The sequence below is a fragment of the Peribacillus sp. V2I11 genome (genome assembly GCF_030817135.1).
Classification (GTDB): Bacteria; Bacillota; Bacilli; order Bacillales; family DSM-1321; genus Peribacillus; species Peribacillus simplex.
On sequence record NZ_JAUSYW010000001.1, the window covers coordinates 2,937,660 to 2,962,889 of the forward strand.

Sequence of the window (25,230 nt, forward strand, 5' to 3'; positions counted from 1 at the left end):
ATAATGTGAAGTGAGCGGTGAGGAGTTGTCGGTATGCGTGCATTATGGGGGTACTTCTTATTAATTGGCTTGGTGCTGTTGATAGCAGTGTATATATCGTTTCAATCGTTCTTTACAAGCTTCGGTTTCAATTTGCCGAAGGATGAGGAGCAGTTCGGGATGAAGGATCAAATCGTTATTAAGTTCAGTCATGTCGTTGCCGAAAATACACCTAAAGGGCTGGCTGCGAACCGATTTGCCAAACTAGTCGATGAATATACAGATCATCGTGTCAAAATTGAAGTCTATCCTAATCAGTCATTATATAGTGATCATGAAGAAATCGAAGCATTACACGAAAATAAGGTGCAGATGATTGCTCCAACTACATCTAAAATTACGAGCATATCAAAGAAATGGATGCTCTTGGACCTCCCTTACGTCTTTCCAACGGACGCTGCCTTGCAGGAAGCGTTGAATGGGGAAGTGGGGGAAGAGCTGCTAAAGCAGCTGAATAGCATCGATATCGAGGGTCTCGCATTTTGGTCGAATAACTATAAACAGATTACAAGCAGTAAACCGATACGGCATCCAAGTGATTTTGCCGGAAAGAATTTTAGAATCATGCCAAGTGCAGTCCTGGAAAGCCAATTCAAGCATTTTGGGGCGACAACTTCTGAGCTGGAGTTTAATGAAACGTTTAAAAGCCTTGAAATCAATGAAACGGACAGCCAGGAAAATACGATTTCGAATATCTATTCCAAGAAATTATATGAGGTGCAAAAATATTTAACGATCAGTGATCATGGCTATTTAGGGTATGTAGTCATGATAAACAAGCCATTTTGGAACAAACTCCCGTTGGATATTCAGCAGCAAATCCAACGGGCGATGGATGATACAACGAAATGGCTATGGATCAAATCAAATGAATTGAATCAGGAACAGCTTAGGGAAATCCAGCAAAAATCGAATATCGATATCTATGCACTGTCAGAAGAAGAAAAGAAAGAATGGATGGATGAGATGACCGTCATCTATCCGGAATTCGAATCAACGATTGGAACAGAATTGATGACGAAAATGGAAAAAATCCGTGAGAAGCATTTAAAGGAATAATTAAATGATGGGCAAAAAAGAGCGGACCCAAAAGAACTATGACCCGGATAACGGACACACATAAAAAAGTGTCCCTTATCCGGGTTTTTTTATGTTTCAATAGGTGTAATGAGTATGGACGGAGGGTTTCTATGAGTAAGAATATATATACTGAATTCCAGATTAAAGAACTTGAAAAGAATCCAAATATCATAAGTGCTTCAGAGCGTTCTATTTCCTATAATCCCGAATTTAAAACAAATGCTGTTAAGGAATATAAAAAAGGGAAATCCCCCTCTCAAATTTTCATAGAACATGGATTTAATCTCGAAATAATTGGTAAGGAACAACCTAAGCGTTGTCTACAGCGCTGGCGTGATACCTTTGAAAGGTTTGGTGAGGAAGGCTTCCTTACGGAATGCCGTGGAAAAGGAAGTACAGGTCGCCCTTCTTCCAAGCCACAGTCTATAGAGAATCAACTTAGGAGAGCCGAAGCGAGAATCAAATTCCTTGAAGCAGAAAATGACTTCCTAAAAAAGCTGGAAGAGTTAGAAAGGCGGGCGTTGAAAAAGAAATAATTCTAACTGCAGCTGAGAAGTTCTATCTGATTGAAAGAACCATCAGGACATACCATTTAAAGAAGGCTGTTTCCTATCTATGCAAATTGGCTGGTGTAAGTCGAAGTGGCTACTACGATTGGTTAAAGGCAGCTCTAACCTGTGAGCTACGCGAGGAACAGGATGATTTGGACATAGAATTAATTAAAAGTATATTCCTCAGTAAAAAGGAAAAAGTAGGCGCCCTCCAAATCAAAATGGTTATGGAAAATGATTATTCGGCCGTCATGAATCATAAGAAAACCTTACTTGTTCAAACCTTCTTAATCGTGAATTCAAACAGGAGGAGCCAAGGGAAATTCTGCTTACTGACATTACCTACCTTTATTATGGAAAGGGTCAAAAAGCGTATTTGTCATGCGTATAAGATACGGCTATAAAAGAAATAGTTACGTATCATTTATCCACGTCATGGATATGAATATCGTTTATGAAACTTTAAACAAGCTAAGGCAGGCTGTGAATCACGAGTTCCATCCGAGTGCAATCCTGCATCCTGACCAAGGATTCCATTACACCTATCCGCTATTTCAAAACAAAGTGAAGGAACTTGGGCTAACCCAATCCATGTCCCGCAAGGGAAACTGTTGGGATAATCCGCCGATGGAAATTTTTTTTGGCCACTTTAAAGATTTAGCAGAATATAAAACATGTACTAATTTAACGGATGTGAAGGAAGAAGTTGATCGAGTTATAGAAGAATACAATAAGTGTCGTTATCAATGGGGACTAAAGAAAATGGCCCCGGTACAATACCGGGACCACCTATTAGCCGCATAGGCACTTTTTTATACTGTCCGAAAAGTGGGGCATAGTTCATAAAGGGCCCGCTTTTTTCCTATTGCAATGCAGTTTGCAGTGTCTTGATATTTTTTTCCATTAAACTGAAGTAATCTTCGCCGGCTTCGATATCTTTATCCGTCAACACGGAAAGGTTATGGAGCTCAAGTGATTTCGCTCCCATTTCCTTTTGGATGATCTCAGTTAGTTTAGAACTGATATTTTGCTCAAAGATGACGTAGTTCAAGTCTTCTTCTTCAGCCATGGTTACGATTTTCCCCAGTTCCTTTTGAGATGGTTCGTTTGAAGATGTTAGTCCTGTGACGCCAATTTGTTCCAATCCGTAGCGTTCCTCCCAATAACCATATGCAGAATGGGAAACGATGATCTTATTTGTACGGCCCGACTCGATCGTCGTCGCGAATTTTTCATCAAGTGCCGTAAGCTTTTCGGAAAGCTTGTTGAATTGGCTGTTGAAATATTCTTCCTGTTCCGGCATTTTTTTCGTTAATTCGTCCTTGATGGTTTTAGCCATGTCAATGGAATAGATGGGATCTAACCACAAATGCGGATTGACGCCCCCATGGTCATGACCGTCTTCTTCATGAGCATGTTCCTCTTCGTGTGCTTGCTCATCCTCATCAAGATGAACCGTTTCTCCCACCGCGATTGTACTGACGCCTTCTTTGCTTAGAATTGGTTCAGCCTTGGTTACAAAGCCTTCAAGATTATAGCCAATATAGAAAAACAGGTCTGACTCAGCCATTTTTACAATATCTTTTTGAGAAGGTTCGAATGAATGTTCATCCGTTCCGGGAGGATAGATCGTCTCGACATTTACGTACTCCCCGCCAATGGCCTCCGTGAAGTATTGTAAAGGGTAAACTGTTGTATATATATCTAAGGCATCCTTGGTTTCTTTACTCGATTCTCCCTTTGAGTTGCCGCATGCTGATAGAAATAGCGCAGTAACAAGGAAAAGTGAGAGCAATGCGCGAATTTTCATATGAAATGCTCCTTTATAATTCGTATTGATTACGATTTGAATTTTATGTGGTAAAAACGAAATGATTACGATTTGACTTCTGTATGATACAAAAGATTGCAAAAGAAAGCAAGGTTTTTTTCTAATGGTCCTCACTTTTTTCTTTTTTTTCAGGAACAAGATCAATGCCTCCTGGATGAAACGGATGACATTTAAGAATCCGGATGATTGCTAACCAGCTTCCTTTTATAGGTCCGAACCGATTGATCGCTTCCAAACCATAATGGGAACAAGTTGGGTAAAAACGGCAGGTAGGCGGTTTTAATGGAGAAAGAGCAACTTGGTAAAAACGGATGATTCCCATTAATATTTTTTTCAACACAATGCTTTCATCTCTTTTCGAGTAAATTCACTACCCTCCATTATAGCATATTTTCTAAATTTCCTATAAGGGTAAAAAAGGAATAAGCATATTGGTAATCCGATTGATATAATGAGAATTAATTTTAAAGGATGAAATATATTGTTATTCAAGGTAAAATAGAGATGACATACAATTAAGGAGTGAATTAAATGCCTTCAGTTGAAAGCTTTGAATTAGATCATAATGCTGTTAAAGCCCCATATGTTAGACATTGCGGTGTCCATAAAGTAGGAACAGACGGTGTTGTTAATAAATTTGATATCCGTTTTTGCCAGCCGAATAAACAAGCGATGAAGCCGGATACGATCCATACCCTGGAACACTTGCTTGCATTCAATATCCGTAAGCATTCCGAGCGCTACGATCACTTTGATATAATCGATATTTCGCCAATGGGATGTCAAACAGGATATTACCTTGTGGTCAGCGGCGAGCCGACAGTGACGGAAATCATCGATGTTCTTGAAGATACATTCAAGGATGCTGTTACAATTACGGAAATTCCTGCTGCAAACGAAAAACAATGCGGCCAAGCAAAATTGCATGATCTTGAAGGAGCTAAGAAATTAATGAATTTCTGGCTTGCACAAGATAAAGAAGATCTTCATAAAGTTTTCGGTTAATAAAAAAGTTCCTGTCCATTTGTGACAGGAACTTTCAGTTTGTAGACAAAAGGGGTTCGGAATTAAAAAATTCTGAACCCCTTTTGAAATTCCCTTTGAATTTTCGCCTAAAGTTAAGAGATTGGGGCTCTACGAGCCCACTATGTTAGGCCATTTTTGGACCTCGCCATGTCCAATTGGCCATCTTCTTTAAATTAATGGCAGCCTCCATTTTACGAACCAAATGGTTCGGTGGCACCAGTTGATCTAAAGTAATCATTTCAAGTTGATCTCGCTGAATAGAATCATGTTTAGAAAGCATCCTCATCACCTCAAGTTTTAATACTTCTATTTTAAAACAAAAATGACTCCAGGCAAAAGTGTTCTATCTAAAAGGTAAGACAAAGTTGATTGGAACGGAAGGTACGAGACTCCTGCGGGAAAAGCGCGTCTAGGGGAGACCCCGCAGGCGAAAGCCGAGGAGGCTCCCCGACCGCCCGCGGAAAGCGAGTGCCTGGAGTGGAAATCAACGTCCAAATTGTACAAGCCATAAAAATAGACAAACTCGATTTTCATCGAGTTTGTCTACAGTCTGAAAGTTCCTGTCCATTTGTGACAGGAACTTTTTTTATTTTTCAGGTTCTTCTTTTTTTTCCTCATCCTCAGGCAAAGGATCGATCGGATCCACTGTATGCTTGTAGCTGTAACCTTTTCCGATTGTGAGGACCGATAAGGCCAATACAATCAGAATCACAATAATGGAGATAACTAAAACCGTAATCATACTTTACAGCTCCTAACGTTCACAATTTAGATTCATTTTAGCATAAGAACCAAGTCAGATAATGTTTCAATTTTTGAATAGAGGGAATTATAAAGGTATAACCACTTACGGAGGTAGATATTTATGGCTCAGAAAAAATTAGGAACTTTAGTGAATAAGGAAATTGCAAACTTCAGTGTTCTTTATACGAAAATTCATAATTACCACTGGTTCGTGAATGGACCGCACTTCTTTGAACTTCACCAAAAATTGGAAGAATTATATAAAGAAGTGACAACCAACTATGACGAATTGGCTGAAAGACTATTGGCCATTGGTGAAAAGCCGGTTGCTACCCTTAAAGAGTACATGGAATTAACTACGATCGAAGAAGCGACAGGTAAGGAAAATACAGAAGATATGGTTCAAAGCGTCATCAGTGATTTTGAGAAGCTTTCCGAAGAGTTCCTGGAAATCATCGAAGTTGCCGAAACAGAAGATCCGGTTACCGCTGATATGCTGACAGGCATGAAGAAAAGCTTAAACAAACATGCTTGGATGCTGCGTGCGTATTTAGGACATTAAGATATAGGAAAAGCCCTGCTTCGTAGGGCCTTTTTTTGTTTAAAACAATAAAAAAGGCATCCATCAAAAGAGGGACACCTGACATGGTATGTATTAATGAATATTCCTAGGCGGAAAATGTGTAGGTTTCGTGTCGTTCATACTATTTTGAGCGAACTTCCCTTTTAACGTTTCAATAATGTAAAGGCCCATTAAATTGGTTAGTTCTTGATCATCCATCTCTTGAAGCAATTCGAAAATTTCCTTACGGTCAAGCTGTTCCAGAACCGCAAAAGTAAGCATATCAATATCTTCTTCATCACCAGTCATCTTATCACGGTACATATTGTATAATTCTTCAATTAACTTCAAAACTCTCACCTCACATTTATTAGAAATCCGTTATCTCTTTATATGTAGGTTATCAAAAAAACCTCTGGGTGCATATAAAAATCTTAAGGGATGCTTGGGCTTATTATATGTTTTACCCTTTGAAAGATACTTTAATCTATTATTTAACATCTTTGTTCTTCTGTAAACAAAATTTCCCATTGTATGAAGTGGGGAAATACGTGAAAAATAAGCGTAGGAAATATGGAAAGGGTCGATGAATGTGTCTGAAAAAAGGAAGAAATATTACATTTGGATTCCAAATGGGCAGATAACACAAGATAGGGAAAGTTCTCCATGGAATTTCGAGATCGAGGCGACAGATGATGAAATCATCAAATTACGTGAATTATTTGATTATAATTATTCAGCAGGGGAAGAAAATTTTTACCGGGCACATGTCCCATACCTTCAATATCATTTTGACCGTGAAAATGATGAACAGGATATCACTCTCCAGAAAATTTACGAGATGATTTATACTCTGGGTACTGAAGAAGGAAGAAGGCATATAGAAAGCATGGGGATTTTACAGGCAAAACCAACAGACGATGGCCTCGAATATTGAGGATCCATCGTTTTTTTGATGTGTTGCAGATTCTGGCTGGATAGTGTTTTTTTTTACCCATATAATGAATGAAGGGTCATAGCATTATTTCTTATACGGAGAGAAGGGGAAAAATGAAACGTTTTCTTGATAAGAACGGATATAAGGTGGAATTCTCCGAGGATCCTGTCTTTGGAGAGTCTTGGCATGTTTTTGTGCTTAGCAGATATAAGGGCAGGTGGGTATTGACCAAACATAGGGAGCGGGGATTGGAGTTCCCCGGAGGAAAGAGGGAAGCAGGGGAATCGATTGAAGAAACGGCCATACGGGAAGTGTATGAAGAAACAGGGGGCTTGGTGGGCAAACTGCAATTTTTGGGACAATATAAAGTACATGATCCAGTAAAGCCATTCGTTAAATCGATATACTATGCCGCATTGCGTGAAGTGGAAAAGAAAGAGAATTACATGGAAACGGACGGCCCGATCTTTTTGGAAGCACTGCCGGATGAACTCGGTGAGGAGTTTAGCTTCATCATGAAAGACGAGATTGTACCGTTAAGCTTATCAAGACTGGATGATGGTATTTTGCTCAGAAACGAGTGAATCGCCGGAACTCACGAGTAAAACGCCGAAATTCACGAGTAAAAGCACCAAACTCACGAGTAAATCGCCTGAATTCACGAGTAAAAGCCTAATTCACGAGTGAAATGCCGAAACTCAACTAAATTCATGTTTTATCTCAGCATGAATGAAAAACTGCCGAGGGTTATCGGCAGTTTGGTCAGTCTTTGATTAATTTTCGCTCGAGCAGTTCGACTAGTTGATACATGATTGTGGCAAAGACGGCAATGATCATCAAGGCAAGCATTACAAGGGTGAAGTTGAAAACTTGAAAGCCATAAATGATGAGGTAGCCGAGTCCTTTCGCCGAAACAAGGAATTCCCCTACGATGACGCCGACCCAGGAGAGGCCGACATTCACTTTCAATGTCGAGATGATCGTTGGGAAGGAGGCGGGTAATATGGCTTCCCGAAAAGCTTGTGTTCTTGTGGCGCCAAAAGTTTGGAGTACCTTCAGGTAGTTCGGGTCCACTTCGCGAAATGCGGTGTAGACGACAATGGTGGTGATGATGATGGAGATGATCGCCCCCATCGAGATGATGGATGGAAAGCCAGGGCCGAATGCTACGATGATGATGGGGCCGAGTGCCACTTTCGGCATGGCATTTAAAATGACGAGATAGGGGTCAAGTGTTTTTGATAATCTTGGCGACCACCAAAGCAGGGATGCCAGGATGGTTCCAAGCAGTGTCCCTATGATAAAGCCGAGAACGGTCTCGAATAGCGTCACTCCGGAATGGGATAGCAGGGTTCCATCACCTAATTTCTGTATGAAAAGATGCCATACTTTAGTTGGGGAGCTGAAGATGAGCGGATCGATCACTTCCATCCTGGATAAAATTTCCCAACTGCTGAAAAAAACGATGAAAATCAGGATCTGATAAAAGCGAATGAGTCTGTTTTCTTTTTTTAATGAGGTTTTATATTGGTTATGAAGCTGTTCAATATTCAAGGCTCTCAAGCTCCTTCCAGATCGTTTGGAATAGCATCGGATACTGTGGATGGTTGCGTGCATGGAAAGGCGTGAGTTCACGCAGTTCATCGGGCACCTTGAAGGTTTTGTGCACGTTTCCCGGGTTTGCGGAAAACAGATAGATGCGGTCACTCATTGCAATGGCTTCACCGATATCATGGGTGACGAGCACGGCTGTCTTTCCGAAAGATTTAAGGGTTTCAAAAACAAGGTCTTCAAGCTTCAACTTCGTTTGGTAATCAAGAGCCGAAAACGGTTCATCAAGCAAAAGGATTTTTGGGTCGACCGCCAGTGTCCGTGCCAGTGCAGCCCTTTGCCTCATTCCTCCCGAGAGTTCGCGCGGATATAATTTTCCGGTGCCTCCCAATCCAACGTCACTTAAAAGTTTCAGCGTTTTTATTCTCTCAAGGCCTTCATCTTTTTTAATCAATTTCAATCCTAATAATATATTTTCTTCAATCGTCTTCCATGGAAATAGATAATCCTGCTGCAGCATATAGCCGATTGAAAGGTCACTGTTGGCTTTCAGCGGTTTGTTTTCGAGCAGGATCTTTCCCGCAGTGGGCGGAAATAGCCCGGCGATGATGGAAAGCAGGGTGGTTTTTCCGCAGCCGCTCGGACCTAGAAAAGAGACGAATTCACCTTTTTCAATGTCGAGGGAAATGTCCGCTAGTGCGGTCGCTGCCGTCTGATTTGAAAAATAAGTATGGTGAATGTCTTGGATTTTTAAAAAGCTCATCGGACATCCTCCTTACCTTTAGCTATGCTATTTTGTGACTTCTTCAGCAAAATCGGTATTGACCAGCTCTTCATGGCTTATACGTGAAGGCAGCTCGCCTGCTTCATCCATGATGTTTTGAAGATTGTTCCATTCTTCTTCATCAAGAATGGGGTCCGTGGCAAAGGATCCTTGTTCTTTGTAGCGATTGATAACTGTTTCCATCGTCTCGATATTGGTATCTTCAAAATACGGCTGAATGACTTCAGCAATTTCGGCAGCATCATTTTCCTGAACCCAATCCTGTGCTTTTTTCAATGCCCTCGTGAATTTTTCGACAGTCTCTTTGTCTTCTTTCAAATAGCTTTCCTTAGCCATATAAACTGTATAGGGAAGATGCCCGGACTCAGTGCCGAAAGAAGCGACGATATATCCTTTTCCTTCTTTTTCAAACACACTGGCCGTTGGTTCGAACAGTTGAACATAATCGCCGGTTCCGGAAGCGAAGGCAGTTGCGACATTCGCAAAATCAATATTCTGGATGAGGTTCAAATCTTTTTTCGGGTCTATGTTATGTTTTTTCAATACGAACTCTCCGGCCATTTGCGGCATCCCGCCTTTTCGCTGGCCTAGGAATGTAGAGTTTTTCAGCATATCCCAATTGAAGTTATCAATTTTTTCACGTGAAACAAGGAAAGTTCCATCCGTCTGTGTTAATTGGGCGAAGTTGATGACGGGGTCTTTCGAACCTTGTGCCTGAACGTAGATCGATGTTTCAGAGCCAACGAGAGCAATATCCGCCCCATCGGACAGAAGCGTGGTCATCGTCTTGTCGCCGCCTGCCGTCGTTTTCAAATCAATGCTTAGACCCTCATCTTTAAAAAATCCTTTTTCAATCGCTACATATTGCGGTGTATAGAAAAGGGAGCGGGTTACTTCGGCCACCCTGACCTTCGTTGTTTCCTTTTCCTTGTTGCCGCATGCTCCAAGCGGGATCACCAGCATGCACAGAAGTGAAAATACGACACCTGCTTTATACCATTTTTTCAAAATTCCTTCCTCCTTGATATATAGGTATTTTGCCTACTTTATCGTATGAACGGAAGAAAAAAATGTGAATGCCTCTCAGGGGATAAAAACAAGCGGATGTTTTAAAATAAGATTAAAGAGAAAGGAGAGTGGAACTTGGAGAACGGAACGATTATTTCAAAACGGCGGTTTCCATCACCGCATCCACAAATCCATCTTTATTCAGTTACATACATATCACAAGGCCTGAAGGTAAAGGGGTTGCTTGCTGAACCGGTTGATGGCGAAATACATGATGCCTTCTTATATTTACGCGGCGGGATTAAAAATGTCGGCAAGGTGAGGCCTGCAAGGATCGTGCAATATGCAGTAGAAGGTTTCATCGTCTTTGCCCCTTTTTACCGTGGAAATCAAGGCGGAGAGGGAGATGAGGATTTTGGAGGCGAAGATAGATTCGATGCGATATCAGGATTCAATCTTCTTGAACAGCACCCCCGAGTGAACAAGGACCACATTCATATCCTAGGATTTTCCCGTGGCGGCATCATGGCGCTTTGGACTGGGATATACTGCAGGAATGCCGCGTCGATCGTCACATGGGGAGGTGTGTCGGATATGTTTTTAACATATGTCGAACGTGTCGATATGCGACGGATGATGAAGCGGGTCATCGGCGGAACACCTAAAAAATGCCCCGATCAATATGAATACCGTACTCCATTGTTTGCGATTGAAGACTTGAATGTACCCGTCCTGATCATTCATGGTCAAAAAGATGACAATGTCGCCATTGAACACGCATACCGGTTGGAAAAAAGGCTGAAAATGCATGACAAAGAGGTCGAAAGCTGGTATTTCCCTCAATTCACGCATTACTTCCCACCGGCCGTAAACAGAAAAGTAGTCGAAGATTTAACATCTTGGATGAAAAGTAAAACCGAATAATGATAGAATGAAGTATATTCTAAGTATATTGGTAAGAGGAGGAGATACACATGGGCATGCCTATGGAGCTAAATACCATGATCGTTACAAAAGGGAACGAAACCCGTGAAGAAGAAAACATTTTTCGGCTGTCGAAAGCTGGTTACAGGTTATACCCTATCGATATTCCAATCGATGTCCGCAAAACGATTCAATCTGACTCAAGCGGAACAGCCGTTATCCAAAAAATTGAATGGACCAGTGAAAGGACTATCATTACGTACCAACTACTATCACTGAACTCAACTAACTAAATAGACAAGCGCTTGCCGTGAATAGTCTTCACTGCAAGCGCTTTTTTTGATTGTGTTGCAGAATCCGACCTGTGCGCCAATAATTTGACCAACAATTCGACCCAGGCGCTAAATTCGGCCTGTGCACCCATAATTCGACCGACACGCCCATAATCGGACCAGATGCGCCAATAATTCGACCTTGAACCAACTAATCCGACCCTACACGCCCATAATCACCTACGCACCAATAATTCAGCCCACGCGCCCATAAATCGACCTACGCACCAATAATTCAGCCCACGTGCCCATAAATCGACCTATGCACCAATAATTCAGCCCACGCGCCCATAAATCGACCTACGCACCAATAATTCAGCCCACGCGCCCATAAATCGACCTACGCACCAATAATCCGACCCACGCGCCCATAAATCGACCTCCATATCAATAATCCAACCTACGATTTGTCAGCGCAAAATCCTGGATATTCAATCTTCGAAATGATTGTCACTAAAAGAGTGGTAAAATGGTGTAAAGCGCATGGGGTGGGGTGATTTGATGATTTTGGTGAGTTCTTGTTTAGCGGGTCTTGAGGTGAGATACAATGGTACACACAGCTTGGATGATGGAATTAAGGAATTAATGAGGGAGAAAAAGGCTATAGCGGTTTGTCCTGAGTTGCTTGGGGGTTTTTCGACACCGAGGGAACCTGCTGAGATAGTTGGCGGTGAAGGTGGGGATGTCCTTGATGGAAAAGCGAAGATCATCGAAAAGTCGGGCAGGGATGTAACGGAATTGTACATAAAGGGAGCGAATCTTACGTTATTGAAAGCCCAGGAGGTAGGGCGACGTTAGTCGTTTTAAAAGAAAATAGTCCATCCTGTGGGAGTGCCACGATTTATAATGGGGAATTCAAGGGGGAGAAGAAGGTCGGGAATGGAGTGACCGCGGCTTTGCTTAGGAGGCATGGATTCACGGTCATTTCAGAGGAAAGGTTATTCGATTATTTGGATGAAAAATGAGTAATTGCATTTTAGATAGTGCTTTTGAAAGAAGGGGATTACATGGAGGATATCAATCTCTATACTTTGCTATTTTTAGTACTTGCGGGTTTTATTGCTGCATTCATCGATTCCGTTGTGGGCGGGGGAGGTTTAATTTCCATTCCGGCTTTATTGTTCACGGGGATTTCGCCTTCAGCGGCACTTGCCACTAATAAGCTGGCGGGTACAATGGGATCTTTAACGAGTACGATTTCATTTATTCGGGCTGGAAAAGTGGATTTCAAATTCGTCATCAAGCTGTTTCCGATTACCGTGATTGGAGCGGCGTTAGGGGCATACGTTGTACATTTCGTTTCCGCAGAGATACTGAAGCCCCTCATTTTGATTTTGTTGGTCATTGTCGCGATTTATACGTTGGTAAAAAAGGATTGGGGTAAAGATGCAAAGTATAAAGGGCTGAAAAGGAAGAAAATGATTCTTTTGATAGTCATAATATTTGCGATTGGTTTTTATGATGGTTTTCTTGGACCAGGCACAGGTTCCTTTTTATTATTTTCATTTTTGATCATTGGGTTTGATTTTTTCCAGGCTGCCGGGAATGCAAGAATATTGAATTTTGGAAGCAATATTGCCGCACTTATCATATTCTTATCTATGGGGACCGTCAATTTTGCCTATGGAATTCCGATGGGTCTTGCAATGGTTGCAGGAGCATTAGTAGGAACGAACTTTGCAATTAAGAAAGGTGCTTCCTATGTACGTATATTATTCATTTGCGTCACGATTCTATTGATTGGAAAAAATGTCCTTAATTATTTTCATGTGTTTTGATGGATGGTTTCCCGAATGATTCCTATAAAAATGGCCGGGGATACAAATCGTATTTTCGGCCATTTTTACATTCATTTTGTGAAATTCAAGTCCCAGTGAATGTCAAATTGATCCTTGACCTTACCATACTTAGCTCCCCAAAAGGTATCTTGCAGTTCCATTAAGGATGATCCTTTTTCACACATAAGATCATATAAATGCTGGATTTCCGATTCGCTTTCACATTCAAGGACCAGCGCTACATTATTCCCGACTTCAAGGGGATTGCCTGGAAACGTATCAGATACCATGATCAACATATCGCCTTTTTTGATTTTGGCATGCAAAATAAGGTCATTCGCTTCTTCAGGTGTAGGGAAATCAGCTTCCCCGTAGGTTTGCATATCGGTAACCTCTGCCTGAAATACTTCTGCATAAAAAGCTAATGCGTCCTTTGCTTGGCCATCGAAAATTAAATAGGGGGTAACTTGATTTTTCATACTAATCCTCCTGTTTCGTGTCATGACTATCAAATTCGACAGGGAAATCTTATCCTCCTGTATATTCACTGGGAAAAGTATGCAGGCACTGATGGCTTAGCTGCATCTTTGAATGGGAATCATGCCCATCGAGGGAAAGCCCAGTTCAGTGTTCCTTATCAAAACAAGCTTCGCGGATGAAACTTCCTTCAAATGCCTTTATTTAAGTCATCCCTTTACGCTTTGGATGACGCATTTTCACAAGAACGACTTCGTCTCCTTTAATTTCTTTGCCACAATTAACACACTTGGGATCTTCCCCGAACATTTACACACCTCCAAGCAATTTAAAGTTTTCAATCTAATACGATAGACTTCAATGAAACTTTAATCTACCCAAACTATCACATATGGATCTAACATTTTCAAATTCAAATTAGGATTAGATTGTATTCGTTGCTTTAATTGTAATGAAAGGGCAAAGGGAAATGGAAGAAGCTGTTTCAAAATCTGACTGAATAGAAAAAGCCTGCCGTTACGTGACAGGCCTCTTTCATTATCTTATTTTTCTTGAACTTTTTTCATAATGGAAGGGGGGATTTCATTCCACAATGCGTTAATAGGATTTCAACAATCCGCTTTGAAGCGAATCCATCACCATATGGGTTGGAAGCTGTCGCCATTTTTTTATAGGTTTCTTCATTAGTAAGTAAGTCTGTTGCTAATTGATAAATTCGTTCTTCCTCAATTCCCGCCAATAAAAGGGTACCAGCTTCGATTCCTTCCGGACGTTCTGTCGTATCGCGTAACACAAGGACAGGAACACCAAGTGAGGGAGCTTCTTCTTGCACCCCTCCGGAATCTGTCAATATTAGATGGGCGTGCGCCGCAAAATTATGAAAATCAAGCACTTCAAGTGGCTCTATTAAGTGAAGTTTTTCCGTTTCACCAAAAATCCGGTAAGCAATTTCACGGACTACTGGGTTTTTATGAAGTGGGAAAACAACTTGGATATCCGTGTGATCTTCAAGCAGCCGTTTGACGGAACGGAATATTTCTTCCATTGGTTTTCCGATATTTTCTCGTCTGTGCGCTGTCATCAATAACATACGATCTCCATTCAAACCAGATAGAATCGGATGTTCATAGTCTTTCCGTACGGTTGTTTTCAAGGCATCGATAGCCGTATTGCCAGTAATATGGATACAATCACTCTTTTTATTTTCCAAAATTAGATTCTCTGCCGCCTGATTTGTTGGGGCAAAATGCAAATCAGCTAAGACGCCTGTCAGCTGCCTATTCATTTCTTCAGGATATGGAGAATACTTATTACCAGTCCGAAGACCGGCTTCAACGTGACCAATCTGTATCTTATTATAGAACGCGGCCAGGCTCGCGATGAAAGTTGTCGTTGTATCCCCATGTACGAGGACGATATCCGGTTTTATATCTTTCATGAGTGAACTCAATTTTTCAATGCCTCGCGTTGTGATCTCTTCTAATGTTTGTCTATCCTTCATCATATCCAAATCGTGATCTGGCTTTATTTGAAAACATTGCAAGACTTGGTCGAGCATTTCCCTATGCTGGGCGGTGACCACCACGATGGTTTCTATTTCTTCTTGATGCTTTTTCAGTTCCAAAACGACTGGTGCCATTTTGATGGCCTCTGGTCTTGTACCAAATACGGTCATGACCTTTATACGTTGTTTAGGCATGCTCATTTCCTCCCCTTCTGAATGTCTCCCCCATTATAACGGGTAGTTCATGGGAAATATAAAAACGAAACAATAATTAACAGAATTTTTACAATGTTAATGAGGACTTTATATTTCTTTAACCTTCAGTTAATATCTGGCATTTACAATGTAAAGCAGGAAGCATAGCAAAGCAGAATAGAGGTGATAGGCGAATATGAAAAGTGTCCTGATGATCGTGCAAAACTTTTATCCGGAAATCGGAAGTGCGGGAAATAGAATGAAAAATATATATCTCCATTTGAAAAGAAACGGATTTGAGGTAACGGTCATCACATTGAAGCCGAGTTATCCTAATCAAAGTTTATATCAAGATACAAAGTTTTGGGATGAAGAAAGCATTGAAGAAGATGTCATCAGGATTAAACCGGACAAAGTGAAGAGGTATACAAGCAATATGGGGAAGCGGTTGCTTCATTATCTTGAAGCGATGTGGCTTTTCATTTATACAATCATCCGTCTCGAAAAAAAATATGATTACGTGTTTGCCACGACCCCGCCGATCTTCCCGACATTGGCGGCGTTGATCGCCAAGAAAAAGATGAAGGCGAAACTCATTACCGATGTCAGGGATTTATGGCCGGAATCGTTGATAGGAGTAGGAGTATTTACTAATAGGTGGGTTTTGAAAATCGCTTTCTTCCTGGAAAGGAAGTTATATCGGCATTCAGATTTTATTATCATCAATAGTCCTGGTTTCAGGGATTATATCGTTGCAAAGGGAGTCAAGGAAGAGGCCATCCAATTCATCCCTAATTCGCTTACTGCGGATGAGCTGACGTTAAGGTCTTTGCTTACACCCGTATCGGAAAAAGTAATCAAGGTCGTTTATGCGGGGAATATCGGACTGGCTCAGGACTTGAAAAAACTGATAGCCGTAGCTGAAAAGCTAAGGGAACATAAACAAATCGAGTTCTCGATGATTGGATATGGATATCGGATATCCGAAGTGGAGAAGGAGATAAGCTCTAGAGGGCTGACTAATATTAAAATGATTAATGCGATGAATCGAAGAGTGACTCTTCATGAAGTTTCAACGTCCCATATTGCCTATGTGAGCTTGGTTGAAAAAGAAGTCTTCAATAAGGTCCTGCCTGGTAAAATCATCGATTATATGTGTGTCGGAAAGCCCATTGTCGGTGATGTGGACGGCAGGGCCAAGAAGATGCTCTCAGAGGCGAAATGCGGGTTGGTGGCAGAGAGCAGGAATGTTGATGAAATCTGTCAGCACATATTGACCATGGCCTCAGACCCAGCCCTTCGTGAAGAACTTGGGGAAAACGGCCATCGGTATGCTAAACAACATTTTCAATGGTCTAAAAATATTAAAGGCCTCATCAATGTGATGGAAGCGTCAGGCTGAAAAATCCGGAAGTGGAGGACAACATGGCGAAGAAAGTATGTATGTTCGTGTGGAATCACTTTACGAACGATGCGAGGGTTCTAAGAGAATGCACAGCACTTGCTGAAGCGGGTTATGAAGTCGATTTAATTGCCATTCATAACTGGAAGATCAAGGATTTGCCCAAAAAGGAGAGGTACCAAAATGGTTTCTCTGTCACTAGGGTGAATAACCGCTGGGAGGCGCTTCATAGGATTCTCAGGGTCGTAGGTAAATTGAAGAAAAAGAAGTTTGAAATCGTTCTATTGGCCTTATTGGTCTGGAATACATTGTGGAACTTGAACTTGATCAACGGTTGGGTGGGATCGGGAATACTGTTCGGTTCCCTTGCACTCCTTGCGATGGGTACCCTTATCATCACTAAAACGAAGCTGCCGACACTATTAACAAGGAGTTACATTTTTGGTCAAATGATCTATCATGGCCGGAAAAGGAAATATGATTTTTATCATTCGAATGACTTGAATACGCTCATGCAGGGAGCGATCAGCAGTAAATGGTTGAGAAGAAAAAAGCTGATTTATGACTCGCATGAGGTACAAACGAGCAGAACGGGATATAATAGCCGAATTTACGGGATGATGGAGAAATTCCTATTAATGTTCGTCGATGAAATGATTGCCGAAAACCATACGAGAGCTAAGTATAACGAAGACTTATATGGTCTGTATCCCAAGGTGGTCCATAACTATCCGATTCCAACCAATCCTGAGGAAAGTACGGCCGTGAATTTGCATGAGCTGCTCGATTTGCCGGAGAATGAACCGATATTGTTATACCAAGGCGGTGTTCAAATGGGAAGAGGGTTAGAGCAATTGGTTGATGCTGTACCGATGATCGAGGGCGGGACGGTAGTTTTTATCGGAGATGGAAGGATCAAGGATGAATTAATGAAAAAAGTAAGCGACATGAATCTGGAGCATCGTGTGAAGTTCCTGCCGAAGGTTCCGGTCGACGAGCTGCTCCATTATACAAAAAATGCGTATTTAGGTTTTCAGATATTGAATAATGTCTGCTTTAATCACTACTCCGCATCTTCAAATAAATTGTTTGAATACATGATGAGCGGTGTGCCTGTAGTTGCCTGCAGCTTTCCTGAAATTCAAAAGGTTGTCGATACGGAAAAAATAGGTGTGTGTGTCGATTCACATGATCCAAAATCAATTGCCGAAGGGGTCAATTACTTATTGAAACATCCTGAAAAAAGGGCGGAAATGAGCAATAACTGCCTGAAGGCGCGGCAAAAATACAATTGGAAACAAGAGAAGGAAATCTTTATCGAAATCTATCAAACAGCCTAACAAATATAAGTGTAGCAGAAAAATAGATAGGAGTGGTTTATATGAAACTTTGTACAATCGGACTTGGTTATATAGGACTTCCAACATCTTTAATGTTTGCGAAACACGGTGTCGATGTTGTCGGCGTGGATATCCATCCTGAGATTATTTCCAATTTGAATAGCGGCAGGCTCCATATCGAAGAACCTGGATTGGATGAGGTATTAGAAGAAGTGATTTCTGCCAATAAGTTCCGAGCTGCATTAAGCCCGGAACATGCGGATGTTTTCATTATCGCGGTGCCTACTCCAAATAAAAAGGACATGCATCAATCCTGTGATTTAACTCATGTCACGGATGCAACCTCCAACATTCTTCCTTTTATCAAAAAAGGGAATGTCATCATTATCGAATCGACGATTGCGCCAAGAAGCATGGATGATCATATTAGACCGATGATCGAGAGGACGGGCCTTACCATCGGCAAAGACATTTTCCTCGTTCATTGTCCGGAACGTGTTTTACCTGGAAGGATTCTTGAAGAGTTGGTTCATAATAACCGTATCGTCGGGGGCATAACGGAAACATGCTCGTATAAAGGAAGTCTTGTTTACAAAACCTTCGTTCAAGGGGAGATCATTCAGACGAATGCGAAAACGGCTGAAATGTCGAAACTGATGGAAAACACCTTCAGGGATGTCAATATCGCCCTTGCGAATGAGCTGACGAAAGTCTGTTTCGAGCTGGACATCAATGTTTTGGATGTCATATCAATGGCAAACAAACACCCTCGAGTCAATATACACCAACCAGGACCAGGAGTTGGCGGCCATTGTTTAGCGGTCGATCCGTATTTCGTCGTTGCAAAGGCACCAGAGTATGCGAAAATCATTAAATTGGCCCGTGATACCAACGTATCGATGCCTTATTATATCGTTAACTGCGTAAGGATGATGCTAGAGGGGATCCGGAAGCCAAAAGTAGCTGTTTTCGGTCTTGCATACAAAGGAAATGTAGATGATATTCGTGAAAGTCCCGCCATTGATGTCGTCAATATCTTGATGGGGATGGAAAACATGGATGTAGCCTTGCATGACCCGCATGTCCAATCTGGAAAGATGCCAGTCGTATCAGTTGAAGACGCTGTAAATGATGCGGACTTGATACTTGTCCTGACTGACCATGATGAATTTAAACAGATGGATTATGATAAGCTATCGAATCTCATGAGCAATAAATTGATTTTGGATACACGCAATTGCATTGATGCAACTAAAACCGATGTCCCGGTGGCCAACCTGGGCAATATATATCAATACAAAACGATGGGCATGAAAAAAGCCAGGAATAAAGCGATCATCTAAAAAATTGGACAAACATCGATAATGGAATAGGATTAAGGGGGCGCTGACTATGACAGTGCCCTTTTTGAATATCATGATCTGGCAGGAGAGGAGGGACGGAGGGCAGAAAAACAATGAAGAAAGGACCAAGCAAGAGCTTGGTCCTTTCGGTCTGTGAAAACATTCCAGTTCGTTTCGGAAATCCGCTCCCTTTCCGCCGACTGTCTGCCAAGCCTCCTCGCCGTAAGCATCTAGCGGAGTCTTGGCTAGCCAGTTATTCGGCAGGAGTGTCGCATTATCTTCAATCCATAAGGATTACAGTAAAAAAACCATGAAGGATAACCTGGTCTTGGTTTAAAATCATGTTTCGGGAAGAGACATTTCTTGTCGATAAACTGAAAGGACCAAGCAAGAGCTTGGTCCTTTTGTGTATAATTTATTGAGCTGTCGGTCCGCCAAGTTCTTCGATTTCACTTGGAACACTGCCGAATTTCTTGAAGTTTGCACGGAATTGAGCGGCAAGGGCTGTTGCTGCTTGTTTATAAGCGGCAGGATCTGCCCAAGTCTTAATAGGTTGAAGCACTTCGTCAGGAACTCCAGGAACATGAAGAGGAATATCCAAACCAAAGATTTCATCTTTGATCGTTTCGATGTTCGCTAATTCACCTTCAAGTGCCGCTTGTACCATCGCACGAGTGTAAGCAAGTTTCATACGGCTTCCAGTTCCGTATGCTCCTCCAGTCCATCCAGTGTTGACAAGGTATACCTTTGCATTGTGCTCGTCAATTTTATCACCAAGCATCTCAGCATAGCGTTGAGCGGGAAGCGGTAAGAAAGGTGAACCGAAGCAAGTGGAGAAGGTAGCTTCCGGTGAAGTTACGCCTCTTTCAGTACCAGCCAATTTACTAGTGTATCCACTTAGGAAATGGAACATTGCCTGTTCTTTCGAAAGCTTGCTGATTGGAGGCAGAACGCCTGAAGCATCAGCTGTTAAGAAAATGATTGTATTTGGGTGTCCTGCAATACTTGGGTTCACGATGTTATCGATCGCTTGCATTTGGTATGCAGCACGAGTGTTTTCAGTCAATGAACTGTCATCATAGTTCGCTTCGCGTGTATCCGGATCAACAACAACATTTTCCAGTACGGCACCGAAACGGATCGCATCGAAAATTTGTGGTTCTTTTTCACGTGAAAGATTAATCGTTTTCGCATAGCAGCCGCCTTCGATGTTGAATACACCGTTAGAAGACCAGCCGTGCTCGTCATCGCCAATCAGTTTACGACTAGTGTCTGCTGATAAAGTTGTTTTGCCTGTACCGGACAGTCCGAAGAATAAAGCGACGTCCCCTTCACGTCCTACGTTAGCAGAGCAATGCATTGGAAGGATTCCAGCCTCTGGAAGTAAGTAGTTCATGATCGAGAAGATCGATTTTTTCATTTCTCCTGCATATTCCGTTCCGCCGATCAGGATGGTACGGCGTTCAAATGAAACGATGATGAAAGTTTCGGATGTAGTTCCGTCCACTTCTGGGTCTGCTTTAAAGTTAGGTGCAGAAAGGATTGTGAATTCTGCTTCGTGACCTCTTAGTTCCTCTTCGTTTGGACGGATGAACAAAGTATGGGCGAAAAGGTTATGCCAAGCATATTCATTAACAACACGGATTGGAAGACGTGATGATTCGTCTGCACCAGCGAAACCTTTAAAAACAAAAATCTCTTCTTTTGCTTTTAGGTAGTCAACTACTTTATTATATAGTTTATTGAACACATCTTCGGAAATTGGCTGGTTTACTGAACCCCAATCAATTTTATCTTTAACTGATGCTTCTTCCACGATATATTTATCTTTAGGTGAACGACCAGTATATTTGCCAGTTTCAGCTTTTACCGCGCCGGTTGATGTTAAAACGCCTTCATTTCTGCTTAATACTTTTTCGACCAATTGAGGAACTGAAAGTTGAGTTTGCACATTATTTCCTGTTAATAATTGGTGTAACTCATTAGAAACATCTACAGAATTCATATATGAGGTACCTTCCTTTGTTTAAGTTTTTAGATTACAATTAGTATAACACATTCATTTAATTAGTCTATACTATTTCTTTTAATTTGTGATTATTTTCAGCTGGTCGCGTTAATCATTTTAATCCGGGAGGAACCGATTCAGGATTATCGCATATACTTTCATGAAGAAAAATTTATTTTAATAGGAAGTAAGTAAGCAATATATGTCCATTGGGGAAGTCAGGATTTCATTCCTTTTAGTATGCTCAATACTTTATTATTAATGGCAATTTACAACATTTCTTTTCGTATTTTGCATTGTAAACCCTTCTAGGACGTTGTATCAACATGTTTTTTTAAATAACCGCCATTCTGGGTGGAAATGTTCTTTTTAGAAAAGCATTGACAAATTCCAGCTAGATAAGATAATATCTTAAATTGTACGGATTCTCTTATCCCGAGTTGGTGGAGGGACAGGCCCTTTGAAACCCAGCAACCTGCCATATTGAACTTGACTCCAAGATCGATCGCCGAAAATAAAGCGAAGGTCTTCAAGGAATAGTGGTGATGGTGCTAACCTGAGCAAGGTAAAAAACCCTTGAACGATAAGAGTGAAAGGATAGAAGACAGAATTTTAAACCTTTCCTCATTTGCCAGGGAAGGTTTTTGTGTTTTTATAAGTAATTCTGTGTCTATAGTTGAAACTAATGAGGGAAACGAGTTCCGTAAAAAACAGGCTTATGCCTACAACATACTAACTTCCAAGGAGGAAATATGATGTCAAAGAAACGTCTATTTACTTCTGAATCTGTTACAGAGGGCCATCCGGACAAAATTTGTGATCAGATTTCAGATTCCATTTTAGATGCTATCCTTGCTAAGGATGCAAATGCACGTGTAGCGTGTGAAACTAGTGTAACAACAGGTCTTGTACTTGTTGCCGGTGAAATTACAACGTCCGCTTACGTGGATATTCCGCGTATCGTTCGTGATACGATTAAAGGAATTGGCTACACACGTGCGAAATACGGTTTCGATGCTGAAACTTGTGCCGTGTTGAGTTCCATTGATGAGCAGTCTGCCGATATCGCAGCTGGCGTCGATAAAGCATTGGAAGCTCGTGAAGGAAACATGTCAGAGGAAGAAATCGATGCAATCGGTGCAGGGGACCAAGGTCTTATGTTCGGATTTGCTTGTAATGAAACAGAAGAGCTTATGCCGCTTCCGATTTCATTGGCGCATAAACTTTCATTCCGCTTGGCTCAAGTTCGTAAAGATGAAACTCTTGCTTACTTACGCCCTGATGGTAAAACACAGGTAACTGTGGAGTATGATGAGAATAACCTTCCTGTACGTGTAGATACGATCGTTATCTCTACACAGCACGATGCAGAAATTACGCTTGAACAAATTCAAGCCGATCTAAAAGAACATGTGATCAAAGCAGTCGTTCCAGCTGAATTGATCGATGCTGAAACTAAGTACTTCATCAACCCGACTGGCCGTTTCGTAATTGGCGGACCTCAAGGGGATGCTGGTCTTACTGGACGTAAAATCATCGTTGATACTTACGGCGGATACGCTCGTCACGGCGGCGGTGCATTCTCTGGTAAGGATGCTACTAAAGTTGACCGTTCTGCTGCATACGCTGCTCGTTACGTTGCGAAAAACATCGTGGCAGCCGGCCTTGCCGACAAAGCGGAAGTTCAACTGGCATACGCAATTGGTGTGGCAGAGCCTGTATCGATCGCTATTGATACGTTCGGAACTGGTACAGTTAGCGAAGAAATCCTTGTTGACCTAGTTCGCGCTAACTTCGACCTTCGTCCAGCTGGTATCATCAAAATGCTTGACCTTCGTCGCCCAATCTACAAACAAACAGCTGCCTACGGACACTTTGGCCGTACAGATGTCGATCTTCCATGGGAACGCACGGACAAAGCAGAAACATTAAAAGCACAAGCGTAATCCATATAAAAAAGGTGTCCCGCTATTAGCGGGGCACCTTTTTTATGGATTAATTTTACCATCAGCGGGAATAATTCAAGAAATCCCAAAGAAATTCAAATTAGGTGCAATACTCGTGAATTAGGGTCGTTTACAAGTTTGTTTGGGTCAATTACTCGTAAGTTTGAGTAGTTAACTCGTGAGTTGGTGCAATACTCGTGAGTTTGTAGCAATTATTCGTAAGTTGGTGCAATACTCGAGAGTTAGAGCAGTTTACTCGTGAGTTTGTAGCAATTACTCGTGAATTTGAGTACAATACCCGTAACTTTCAGTCAATTACTCGTGAGTTACTTAATTCGTTCCACCGTTTTATAGTATTGTCCTTTTTCGGCGTATTCACGTACGATGCGTTCCATATCCTGGCGATCTTCTTCGTTGATTTCGCGAATGACTTTAGCTGGGCGTCCGAATGCCAACATGTTCGGCGGAATGACTTTACCTTGGGGAACGAGACTGCCGGCACCGATGAAGGCCCCTTCGCCGATTTCGGCTTCATCAAGTACAATCGATCCCATGCCGATCAAAGCTCCTTTACGGACTTTACAGCTATGTAAAATGACCTGATGGCCAATGGTTACTTCATCCTCGATGATCAATGGATTATTTGGGCTTTGGTGCAGGATGCTGTTATCCTGTATACTGACTTTTTTCCCGATGATGGTTGGGGATACATCACCGCGAATGACGGAATTGAACCAAATTGATGTTTCGTCGCCAATTTTGACATCGCCAGTCACGACAGCATTTTCAGCAATATAAGCGCTTTCAGCAATTTCAGGTTCTTTGCCTTTATACGGATAAATAATCATTTTCAATCATTTCCTTTCCGAAGTGAATGTTTTTATGTATTATTTTAATATACCGTATGCAAATACACTTGGCTATTTATAATAGCAATGTACAACTTGTTAGATTTCTTTTTTGTCGAAAATCACGAATATGGTTATAATTCATATATATTATTTTAACTATCATGGATCGTACACAACAAGTGAAAAGTGAAAGGGGGATTTCGAATGTGGAAATGGGAGACAGAAGGAGACGCAAAGGGCGTCATTGTCATCATTCATGGGGCAATGGAACATCACGGACGTTATAAGTGGGTAACACAAATGTGGCTTTCAGCTGGATACCATGTCGTCATGGGCGACCTTCCTGGGCAGGGTATGACAACTCGCGCCTACCGGGGACATATCGATTCCTTTGATGAGTATTTGGACGAAGTGAAAAGCTGGATAGAAGAGGCTTACGAATATTCGTTGCCGGTCTTTTTACTTGGACACAGCATGGGTGGTTTGATTTCGATACGCCTTCTTCAGGAAGAGGAATGGGACATTGCAGGGGTGATACTTTCTTCTCCATGCTTGGGCCTCGTGACGAAGCCGCGGAAGTTCCTGACAACCATCTCGCATGGTTTGAACATCGTGATGCCTAAGTTCAGGGTAGATTCCGGATTGACACCTGAAATGGCGACGAGAAGTGCGGAAATTCGTGAATCCGATAGAAACGATACATTATATATCACAAAGGTTTCGATTCGCTGGTATCGCGAGCTTGCGCAGTCGATGAAGGATGCTTTTGAAGAGATTCCCGAATTTCAGGATGTGCCGCTTTTGGTCATGCAGGGCGGAGATGACCGAATCGTGAATAAGAAGGCGGTTCGTGAGTGGTTTAATTATAACTTGGCCAGTGAAAAGCAATATAAGGAATGGCCGAAGCTTTATCATGAAATCTTCAACGAACCAGAACGTGATGATGTATTCCAATATGCGTTGAGTTTTGTTGAAAACCGTTTAAAGATATTAGGGTATGTCGTTTGACCAGAAAGC

27 protein-coding genes, 1 pseudogene and 1 riboswitch are annotated in these 25,230 nt (G+C 41.7%); of the genes and pseudogenes, 16 read left to right on the plus strand and 12 right to left on the minus strand.

Annotated elements, in window-relative coordinates:
- Positions 1 to 33: 33 nt before the first annotated feature.
- The 3 genes from QFZ73_RS14325 (at position 34) to QFZ73_RS14335 (ending at position 2,474) form a co-directional block, all read left to right on the plus strand.
- Positions 34 to 1,098 carry a DctP family TRAP transporter solute-binding subunit gene (locus QFZ73_RS14325; protein ID WP_251438013.1) on the plus strand — a complete coding sequence of 355 codons (1,065 nt, stop codon included), beginning with the start codon at positions 34 to 36 and terminating at the stop codon, positions 1,096 to 1,098.
- A 131-nt stretch (positions 1,099 to 1,229) separates the two neighbouring features.
- Positions 1,230 to 1,655, plus strand: coding sequence for an HTH domain-containing protein (locus QFZ73_RS14330; protein WP_307267207.1), 426 nt, complete (start codon positions 1,230 to 1,232; stop codon positions 1,653 to 1,655).
- Positions 1,656 to 2,051: 396 nt separating this feature from the next.
- A complete protein-coding gene (locus QFZ73_RS14335) occupies positions 2,052 to 2,474 on the plus strand; it encodes an IS3 family transposase (RefSeq protein WP_307267210.1) in 423 nt (140 codons plus the stop codon).
- A 58-nt stretch (positions 2,475 to 2,532) separates the two neighbouring features.
- Here the strand turns inward: QFZ73_RS14335 and QFZ73_RS14340 are convergent, their stop codons facing one another.
- Positions 2,533 to 3,480 (minus strand): metal ABC transporter solute-binding protein, Zn/Mn family, encoded by a 948-nt coding sequence (locus QFZ73_RS14340; protein ID WP_251438011.1) that lies wholly within the window; start codon positions 3,478 to 3,480, stop codon positions 2,533 to 2,535.
- 121 nt (positions 3,481 to 3,601) lie between these two features.
- Positions 3,602 to 3,823, minus strand: a complete 222-nt coding sequence (gene yidD, locus QFZ73_RS14345; protein ID WP_373459008.1) for a membrane protein insertion efficiency factor YidD — start codon at positions 3,821 to 3,823, stop codon at positions 3,602 to 3,604.
- A 209-nt stretch (positions 3,824 to 4,032) separates the two neighbouring features.
- Between yidD and QFZ73_RS14350 the strand changes: the two genes are divergently transcribed.
- Positions 4,033 to 4,506, plus strand: a complete 474-nt coding sequence (locus QFZ73_RS14350) for an S-ribosylhomocysteine lyase (protein ID WP_137019600.1) — start codon at positions 4,033 to 4,035, stop codon at positions 4,504 to 4,506.
- A gap of 145 nt (positions 4,507 to 4,651) precedes the next feature.
- On the opposite strand, the gene QFZ73_RS14355 is transcribed toward QFZ73_RS14350, so the two are convergent.
- Positions 4,652 to 4,807: a hypothetical protein gene (locus QFZ73_RS14355; RefSeq protein WP_307267223.1), complete on the minus strand. Its 156-nt coding sequence runs from the start codon at positions 4,805 to 4,807 to the stop codon at positions 4,652 to 4,654.
- A 306-nt stretch (positions 4,808 to 5,113) separates the two neighbouring features.
- Complete coding sequence (gene ytzI / locus QFZ73_RS14360; RefSeq protein WP_251434170.1) at positions 5,114 to 5,269, minus strand: YtzI protein; 156 nt, start codon at positions 5,267 to 5,269, stop codon at positions 5,114 to 5,116.
- A 123-nt stretch (positions 5,270 to 5,392) separates the two neighbouring features.
- Between ytzI and QFZ73_RS14365 the strand changes: the two genes are divergently transcribed.
- Entirely contained in the window at positions 5,393 to 5,833 is a 441-nt protein-coding gene (locus tag QFZ73_RS14365; RefSeq protein ID WP_307267233.1) for a Dps family protein, read from the plus strand.
- A gap of 93 nt (positions 5,834 to 5,926) precedes the next feature.
- On the opposite strand, the gene QFZ73_RS14370 is transcribed toward QFZ73_RS14365, so the two are convergent.
- Complete coding sequence (locus QFZ73_RS14370; protein WP_370694063.1) at positions 5,927 to 6,193, minus strand: DUF6154 family protein; 267 nt, start codon at positions 6,191 to 6,193, stop codon at positions 5,927 to 5,929.
- Between the two features lie 226 nt (positions 6,194 to 6,419).
- On the opposite strand from QFZ73_RS14370, the gene QFZ73_RS14375 reads away from it, so the two are divergent.
- The gene (locus QFZ73_RS14375; protein WP_251434175.1) at positions 6,420 to 6,770 is read left to right on the plus strand and encodes a hydrolase; all 351 of its coding nucleotides are present in this window, start codon (positions 6,420 to 6,422) and stop codon (positions 6,768 to 6,770) included.
- A gap of 113 nt (positions 6,771 to 6,883) precedes the next feature.
- Positions 6,884 to 7,354 carry an RNA deprotection pyrophosphohydrolase gene (ytkD, locus tag QFZ73_RS14380; protein WP_251434178.1) on the plus strand — a complete coding sequence of 157 codons (471 nt, stop codon included), beginning with the start codon at positions 6,884 to 6,886 and terminating at the stop codon, positions 7,352 to 7,354.
- A 178-nt stretch (positions 7,355 to 7,532) separates the two neighbouring features.
- On the opposite strand, the gene QFZ73_RS14385 is transcribed toward ytkD, so the two are convergent.
- Genes QFZ73_RS14385 through QFZ73_RS14395 form a run of 3 tightly spaced genes read right to left on the minus strand, consistent with a single transcriptional unit; the run spans position 7,533 to position 10,068 of the window.
- Entirely contained in the window at positions 7,533 to 8,324 is a 792-nt protein-coding gene (locus QFZ73_RS14385; RefSeq protein ID WP_307267241.1) for an ABC transporter permease, read from the minus strand.
- Positions 8,314 to 9,084, minus strand: coding sequence for an ABC transporter ATP-binding protein (locus QFZ73_RS14390; RefSeq protein ID WP_251434184.1), 771 nt, complete (start codon positions 9,082 to 9,084; stop codon positions 8,314 to 8,316). The genes QFZ73_RS14385 and QFZ73_RS14390 overlap by 11 nt, the downstream gene beginning before the upstream one ends.
- 27 nt (positions 9,085 to 9,111) lie before the next feature.
- Entirely contained in the window at positions 9,112 to 10,068 is a 957-nt protein-coding gene (locus QFZ73_RS14395) for an ABC transporter substrate-binding protein (protein WP_251434390.1), read from the minus strand.
- Positions 10,069 to 10,248: 180 nt separating this feature from the next.
- Between QFZ73_RS14395 and QFZ73_RS14400 the strand changes: the two genes are divergently transcribed.
- The 4 genes and pseudogenes from QFZ73_RS14400 to QFZ73_RS14415 all read left to right on the plus strand — a co-directional run bounded on the left by QFZ73_RS14400 (position 10,249) and on the right by QFZ73_RS14415 (position 13,147).
- Positions 10,249 to 11,037, plus strand: a complete 789-nt coding sequence (locus tag QFZ73_RS14400; RefSeq protein WP_307267246.1) for an alpha/beta hydrolase family protein — start codon at positions 10,249 to 10,251, stop codon at positions 11,035 to 11,037.
- A 50-nt stretch (positions 11,038 to 11,087) separates the two neighbouring features.
- Positions 11,088 to 11,330 (plus strand): DUF2584 domain-containing protein, encoded by a 243-nt coding sequence (locus QFZ73_RS14405; protein WP_251434191.1) that lies wholly within the window; start codon positions 11,088 to 11,090, stop codon positions 11,328 to 11,330.
- 522 nt (positions 11,331 to 11,852) lie between these two features.
- Positions 11,853 to 12,334 (plus strand): annotated as a pseudogene (locus QFZ73_RS14410) (2-thiouracil desulfurase family protein).
- A gap of 42 nt (positions 12,335 to 12,376) precedes the next feature.
- Complete coding sequence (locus tag QFZ73_RS14415; RefSeq protein ID WP_307267252.1) at positions 12,377 to 13,147, plus strand: sulfite exporter TauE/SafE family protein; 771 nt, start codon at positions 12,377 to 12,379, stop codon at positions 13,145 to 13,147.
- Positions 13,148 to 13,218: 71 nt separating this feature from the next.
- On the opposite strand, the gene QFZ73_RS14420 is transcribed toward QFZ73_RS14415, so the two are convergent.
- Both QFZ73_RS14420 and wecB read right to left on the minus strand, forming a co-directional pair.
- Positions 13,219 to 13,626, minus strand: a complete 408-nt coding sequence (locus tag QFZ73_RS14420; protein WP_307267255.1) for a VOC family protein — start codon at positions 13,624 to 13,626, stop codon at positions 13,219 to 13,221.
- Between the two features lie 560 nt (positions 13,627 to 14,186).
- Complete coding sequence (gene wecB, locus QFZ73_RS14430) at positions 14,187 to 15,323, minus strand: non-hydrolyzing UDP-N-acetylglucosamine 2-epimerase (protein ID WP_373458933.1); 1,137 nt, start codon at positions 15,321 to 15,323, stop codon at positions 14,187 to 14,189.
- A 196-nt stretch (positions 15,324 to 15,519) separates the two neighbouring features.
- On the opposite strand from wecB, the gene QFZ73_RS14435 reads away from it, so the two are divergent.
- From QFZ73_RS14435 to QFZ73_RS14445, 3 genes are read left to right on the plus strand one after another with little or no spacing between them, the layout of a single operon-like run.
- On the plus strand, positions 15,520 to 16,725 hold the full coding sequence (locus QFZ73_RS14435) for a glycosyltransferase family 4 protein (protein WP_373458934.1): 1,206 nt from the start codon (positions 15,520 to 15,522) through the stop codon (positions 16,723 to 16,725).
- 23 nt (positions 16,726 to 16,748) lie between these two features.
- Positions 16,749 to 18,065: a glycosyltransferase gene (locus QFZ73_RS14440; protein ID WP_307267262.1), complete on the plus strand. Its 1,317-nt coding sequence runs from the start codon at positions 16,749 to 16,751 to the stop codon at positions 18,063 to 18,065.
- A gap of 41 nt (positions 18,066 to 18,106) precedes the next feature.
- Entirely contained in the window at positions 18,107 to 19,408 is a 1,302-nt protein-coding gene (locus QFZ73_RS14445) for a nucleotide sugar dehydrogenase (RefSeq protein WP_307267266.1), read from the plus strand.
- Positions 19,409 to 19,823: 415 nt separating this feature from the next.
- Here the strand turns inward: QFZ73_RS14445 and pckA are convergent, their stop codons facing one another.
- Positions 19,824 to 21,413: a phosphoenolpyruvate carboxykinase (ATP) gene (gene pckA / locus QFZ73_RS14450; protein ID WP_251434218.1), complete on the minus strand. Its 1,590-nt coding sequence runs from the start codon at positions 21,411 to 21,413 to the stop codon at positions 19,824 to 19,826.
- A gap of 430 nt (positions 21,414 to 21,843) precedes the next feature.
- Positions 21,844 to 22,006, plus strand: a riboswitch (SAM riboswitch).
- 162 nt (positions 22,007 to 22,168) lie between these two features.
- On the opposite strand from pckA, the gene metK reads away from it, so the two are divergent.
- Complete coding sequence (metK, locus tag QFZ73_RS14455; protein ID WP_251434220.1) at positions 22,169 to 23,362, plus strand: methionine adenosyltransferase; 1,194 nt, start codon at positions 22,169 to 22,171, stop codon at positions 23,360 to 23,362.
- A gap of 326 nt (positions 23,363 to 23,688) precedes the next feature.
- Here metK and QFZ73_RS14460 read toward each other — a convergent pair whose 3' ends face one another.
- On the minus strand, positions 23,689 to 24,207 hold the full coding sequence (locus tag QFZ73_RS14460; RefSeq protein WP_307272779.1) for a gamma carbonic anhydrase: 519 nt from the start codon (positions 24,205 to 24,207) through the stop codon (positions 23,689 to 23,691).
- A gap of 210 nt (positions 24,208 to 24,417) precedes the next feature.
- On the opposite strand from QFZ73_RS14460, the gene QFZ73_RS14465 reads away from it, so the two are divergent.
- Entirely contained in the window at positions 24,418 to 25,221 is an 804-nt protein-coding gene (locus QFZ73_RS14465) for an alpha/beta hydrolase (RefSeq protein WP_251434222.1), read from the plus strand.
- The last annotated feature ends 9 nt before the right edge of the window (positions 25,222 to 25,230 follow it).

What these genes read in the sequence shown, in the direction of transcription:
- QFZ73_RS14325 (WP_251438013.1), top strand. Translation starts at nt 34, where the DNA reads ATGCGTGCATTATGGGGGTACTTCTTATTAATTGGCTTGGTGCTGTTG.
- QFZ73_RS14330 (WP_307267207.1), top strand. Translation starts at nt 1,230, where the DNA reads ATGAGTAAGAATATATATACTGAATTCCAGATTAAAGAACTTGAAAAG.
- QFZ73_RS14335 (WP_307267210.1), top strand. Translation starts at nt 2,052, where the DNA reads ATGCGTATAAGATACGGCTATAAAAGAAATAGTTACGTATCATTTATC.
- QFZ73_RS14340 (WP_251438011.1), bottom strand. Translation starts at nt 3,480, where the DNA reads ATGAAAATTCGCGCATTGCTCTCACTTTTCCTTGTTACTGCGCTATTT.
- yidD (WP_373459008.1), bottom strand. Translation starts at nt 3,823, where the DNA reads ATGGGAATCATCCGTTTTTACCAAGTTGCTCTTTCTCCATTAAAACCG.
- QFZ73_RS14350 (WP_137019600.1), top strand. Translation starts at nt 4,033, where the DNA reads ATGCCTTCAGTTGAAAGCTTTGAATTAGATCATAATGCTGTTAAAGCC.
- QFZ73_RS14355 (WP_307267223.1), bottom strand. Translation starts at nt 4,807, where the DNA reads ATGCTTTCTAAACATGATTCTATTCAGCGAGATCAACTTGAAATGATT.
- ytzI (WP_251434170.1), bottom strand. Translation starts at nt 5,269, where the DNA reads ATGATTACGGTTTTAGTTATCTCCATTATTGTGATTCTGATTGTATTG.
- QFZ73_RS14365 (WP_307267233.1), top strand. Translation starts at nt 5,393, where the DNA reads ATGGCTCAGAAAAAATTAGGAACTTTAGTGAATAAGGAAATTGCAAAC.
- QFZ73_RS14375 (WP_251434175.1), top strand. Translation starts at nt 6,420, where the DNA reads ATGAATGTGTCTGAAAAAAGGAAGAAATATTACATTTGGATTCCAAAT.
- ytkD (WP_251434178.1), top strand. Translation starts at nt 6,884, where the DNA reads ATGAAACGTTTTCTTGATAAGAACGGATATAAGGTGGAATTCTCCGAG.
- QFZ73_RS14390 (WP_251434184.1), bottom strand. Translation starts at nt 9,084, where the DNA reads ATGAGCTTTTTAAAAATCCAAGACATTCACCATACTTATTTTTCAAAT.
- QFZ73_RS14395 (WP_251434390.1), bottom strand. Translation starts at nt 10,068, where the DNA reads ATGCTGGTGATCCCGCTTGGAGCATGCGGCAACAAGGAAAAGGAAACA.
- QFZ73_RS14405 (WP_251434191.1), top strand. Translation starts at nt 11,088, where the DNA reads ATGGGCATGCCTATGGAGCTAAATACCATGATCGTTACAAAAGGGAAC.
- QFZ73_RS14415 (WP_307267252.1), top strand. Translation starts at nt 12,377, where the DNA reads ATGGAGGATATCAATCTCTATACTTTGCTATTTTTAGTACTTGCGGGT.
- QFZ73_RS14420 (WP_307267255.1), bottom strand. Translation starts at nt 13,626, where the DNA reads ATGAAAAATCAAGTTACCCCCTATTTAATTTTCGATGGCCAAGCAAAG.
- wecB (WP_373458933.1), bottom strand. Translation starts at nt 15,323, where the DNA reads ATGCCTAAACAACGTATAAAGGTCATGACCGTATTTGGTACAAGACCA.
- QFZ73_RS14435 (WP_373458934.1), top strand. Translation starts at nt 15,520, where the DNA reads ATGAAAAGTGTCCTGATGATCGTGCAAAACTTTTATCCGGAAATCGGA.
- QFZ73_RS14440 (WP_307267262.1), top strand. Translation starts at nt 16,749, where the DNA reads ATGGCGAAGAAAGTATGTATGTTCGTGTGGAATCACTTTACGAACGAT.
- QFZ73_RS14445 (WP_307267266.1), top strand. Translation starts at nt 18,107, where the DNA reads ATGAAACTTTGTACAATCGGACTTGGTTATATAGGACTTCCAACATCT.
- pckA (WP_251434218.1), bottom strand. Translation starts at nt 21,413, where the DNA reads ATGAATTCTGTAGATGTTTCTAATGAGTTACACCAATTATTAACAGGA.
- metK (WP_251434220.1), top strand. Translation starts at nt 22,169, where the DNA reads ATGATGTCAAAGAAACGTCTATTTACTTCTGAATCTGTTACAGAGGGC.
- QFZ73_RS14465 (WP_251434222.1), top strand. Translation starts at nt 24,418, where the DNA reads ATGTGGAAATGGGAGACAGAAGGAGACGCAAAGGGCGTCATTGTCATC.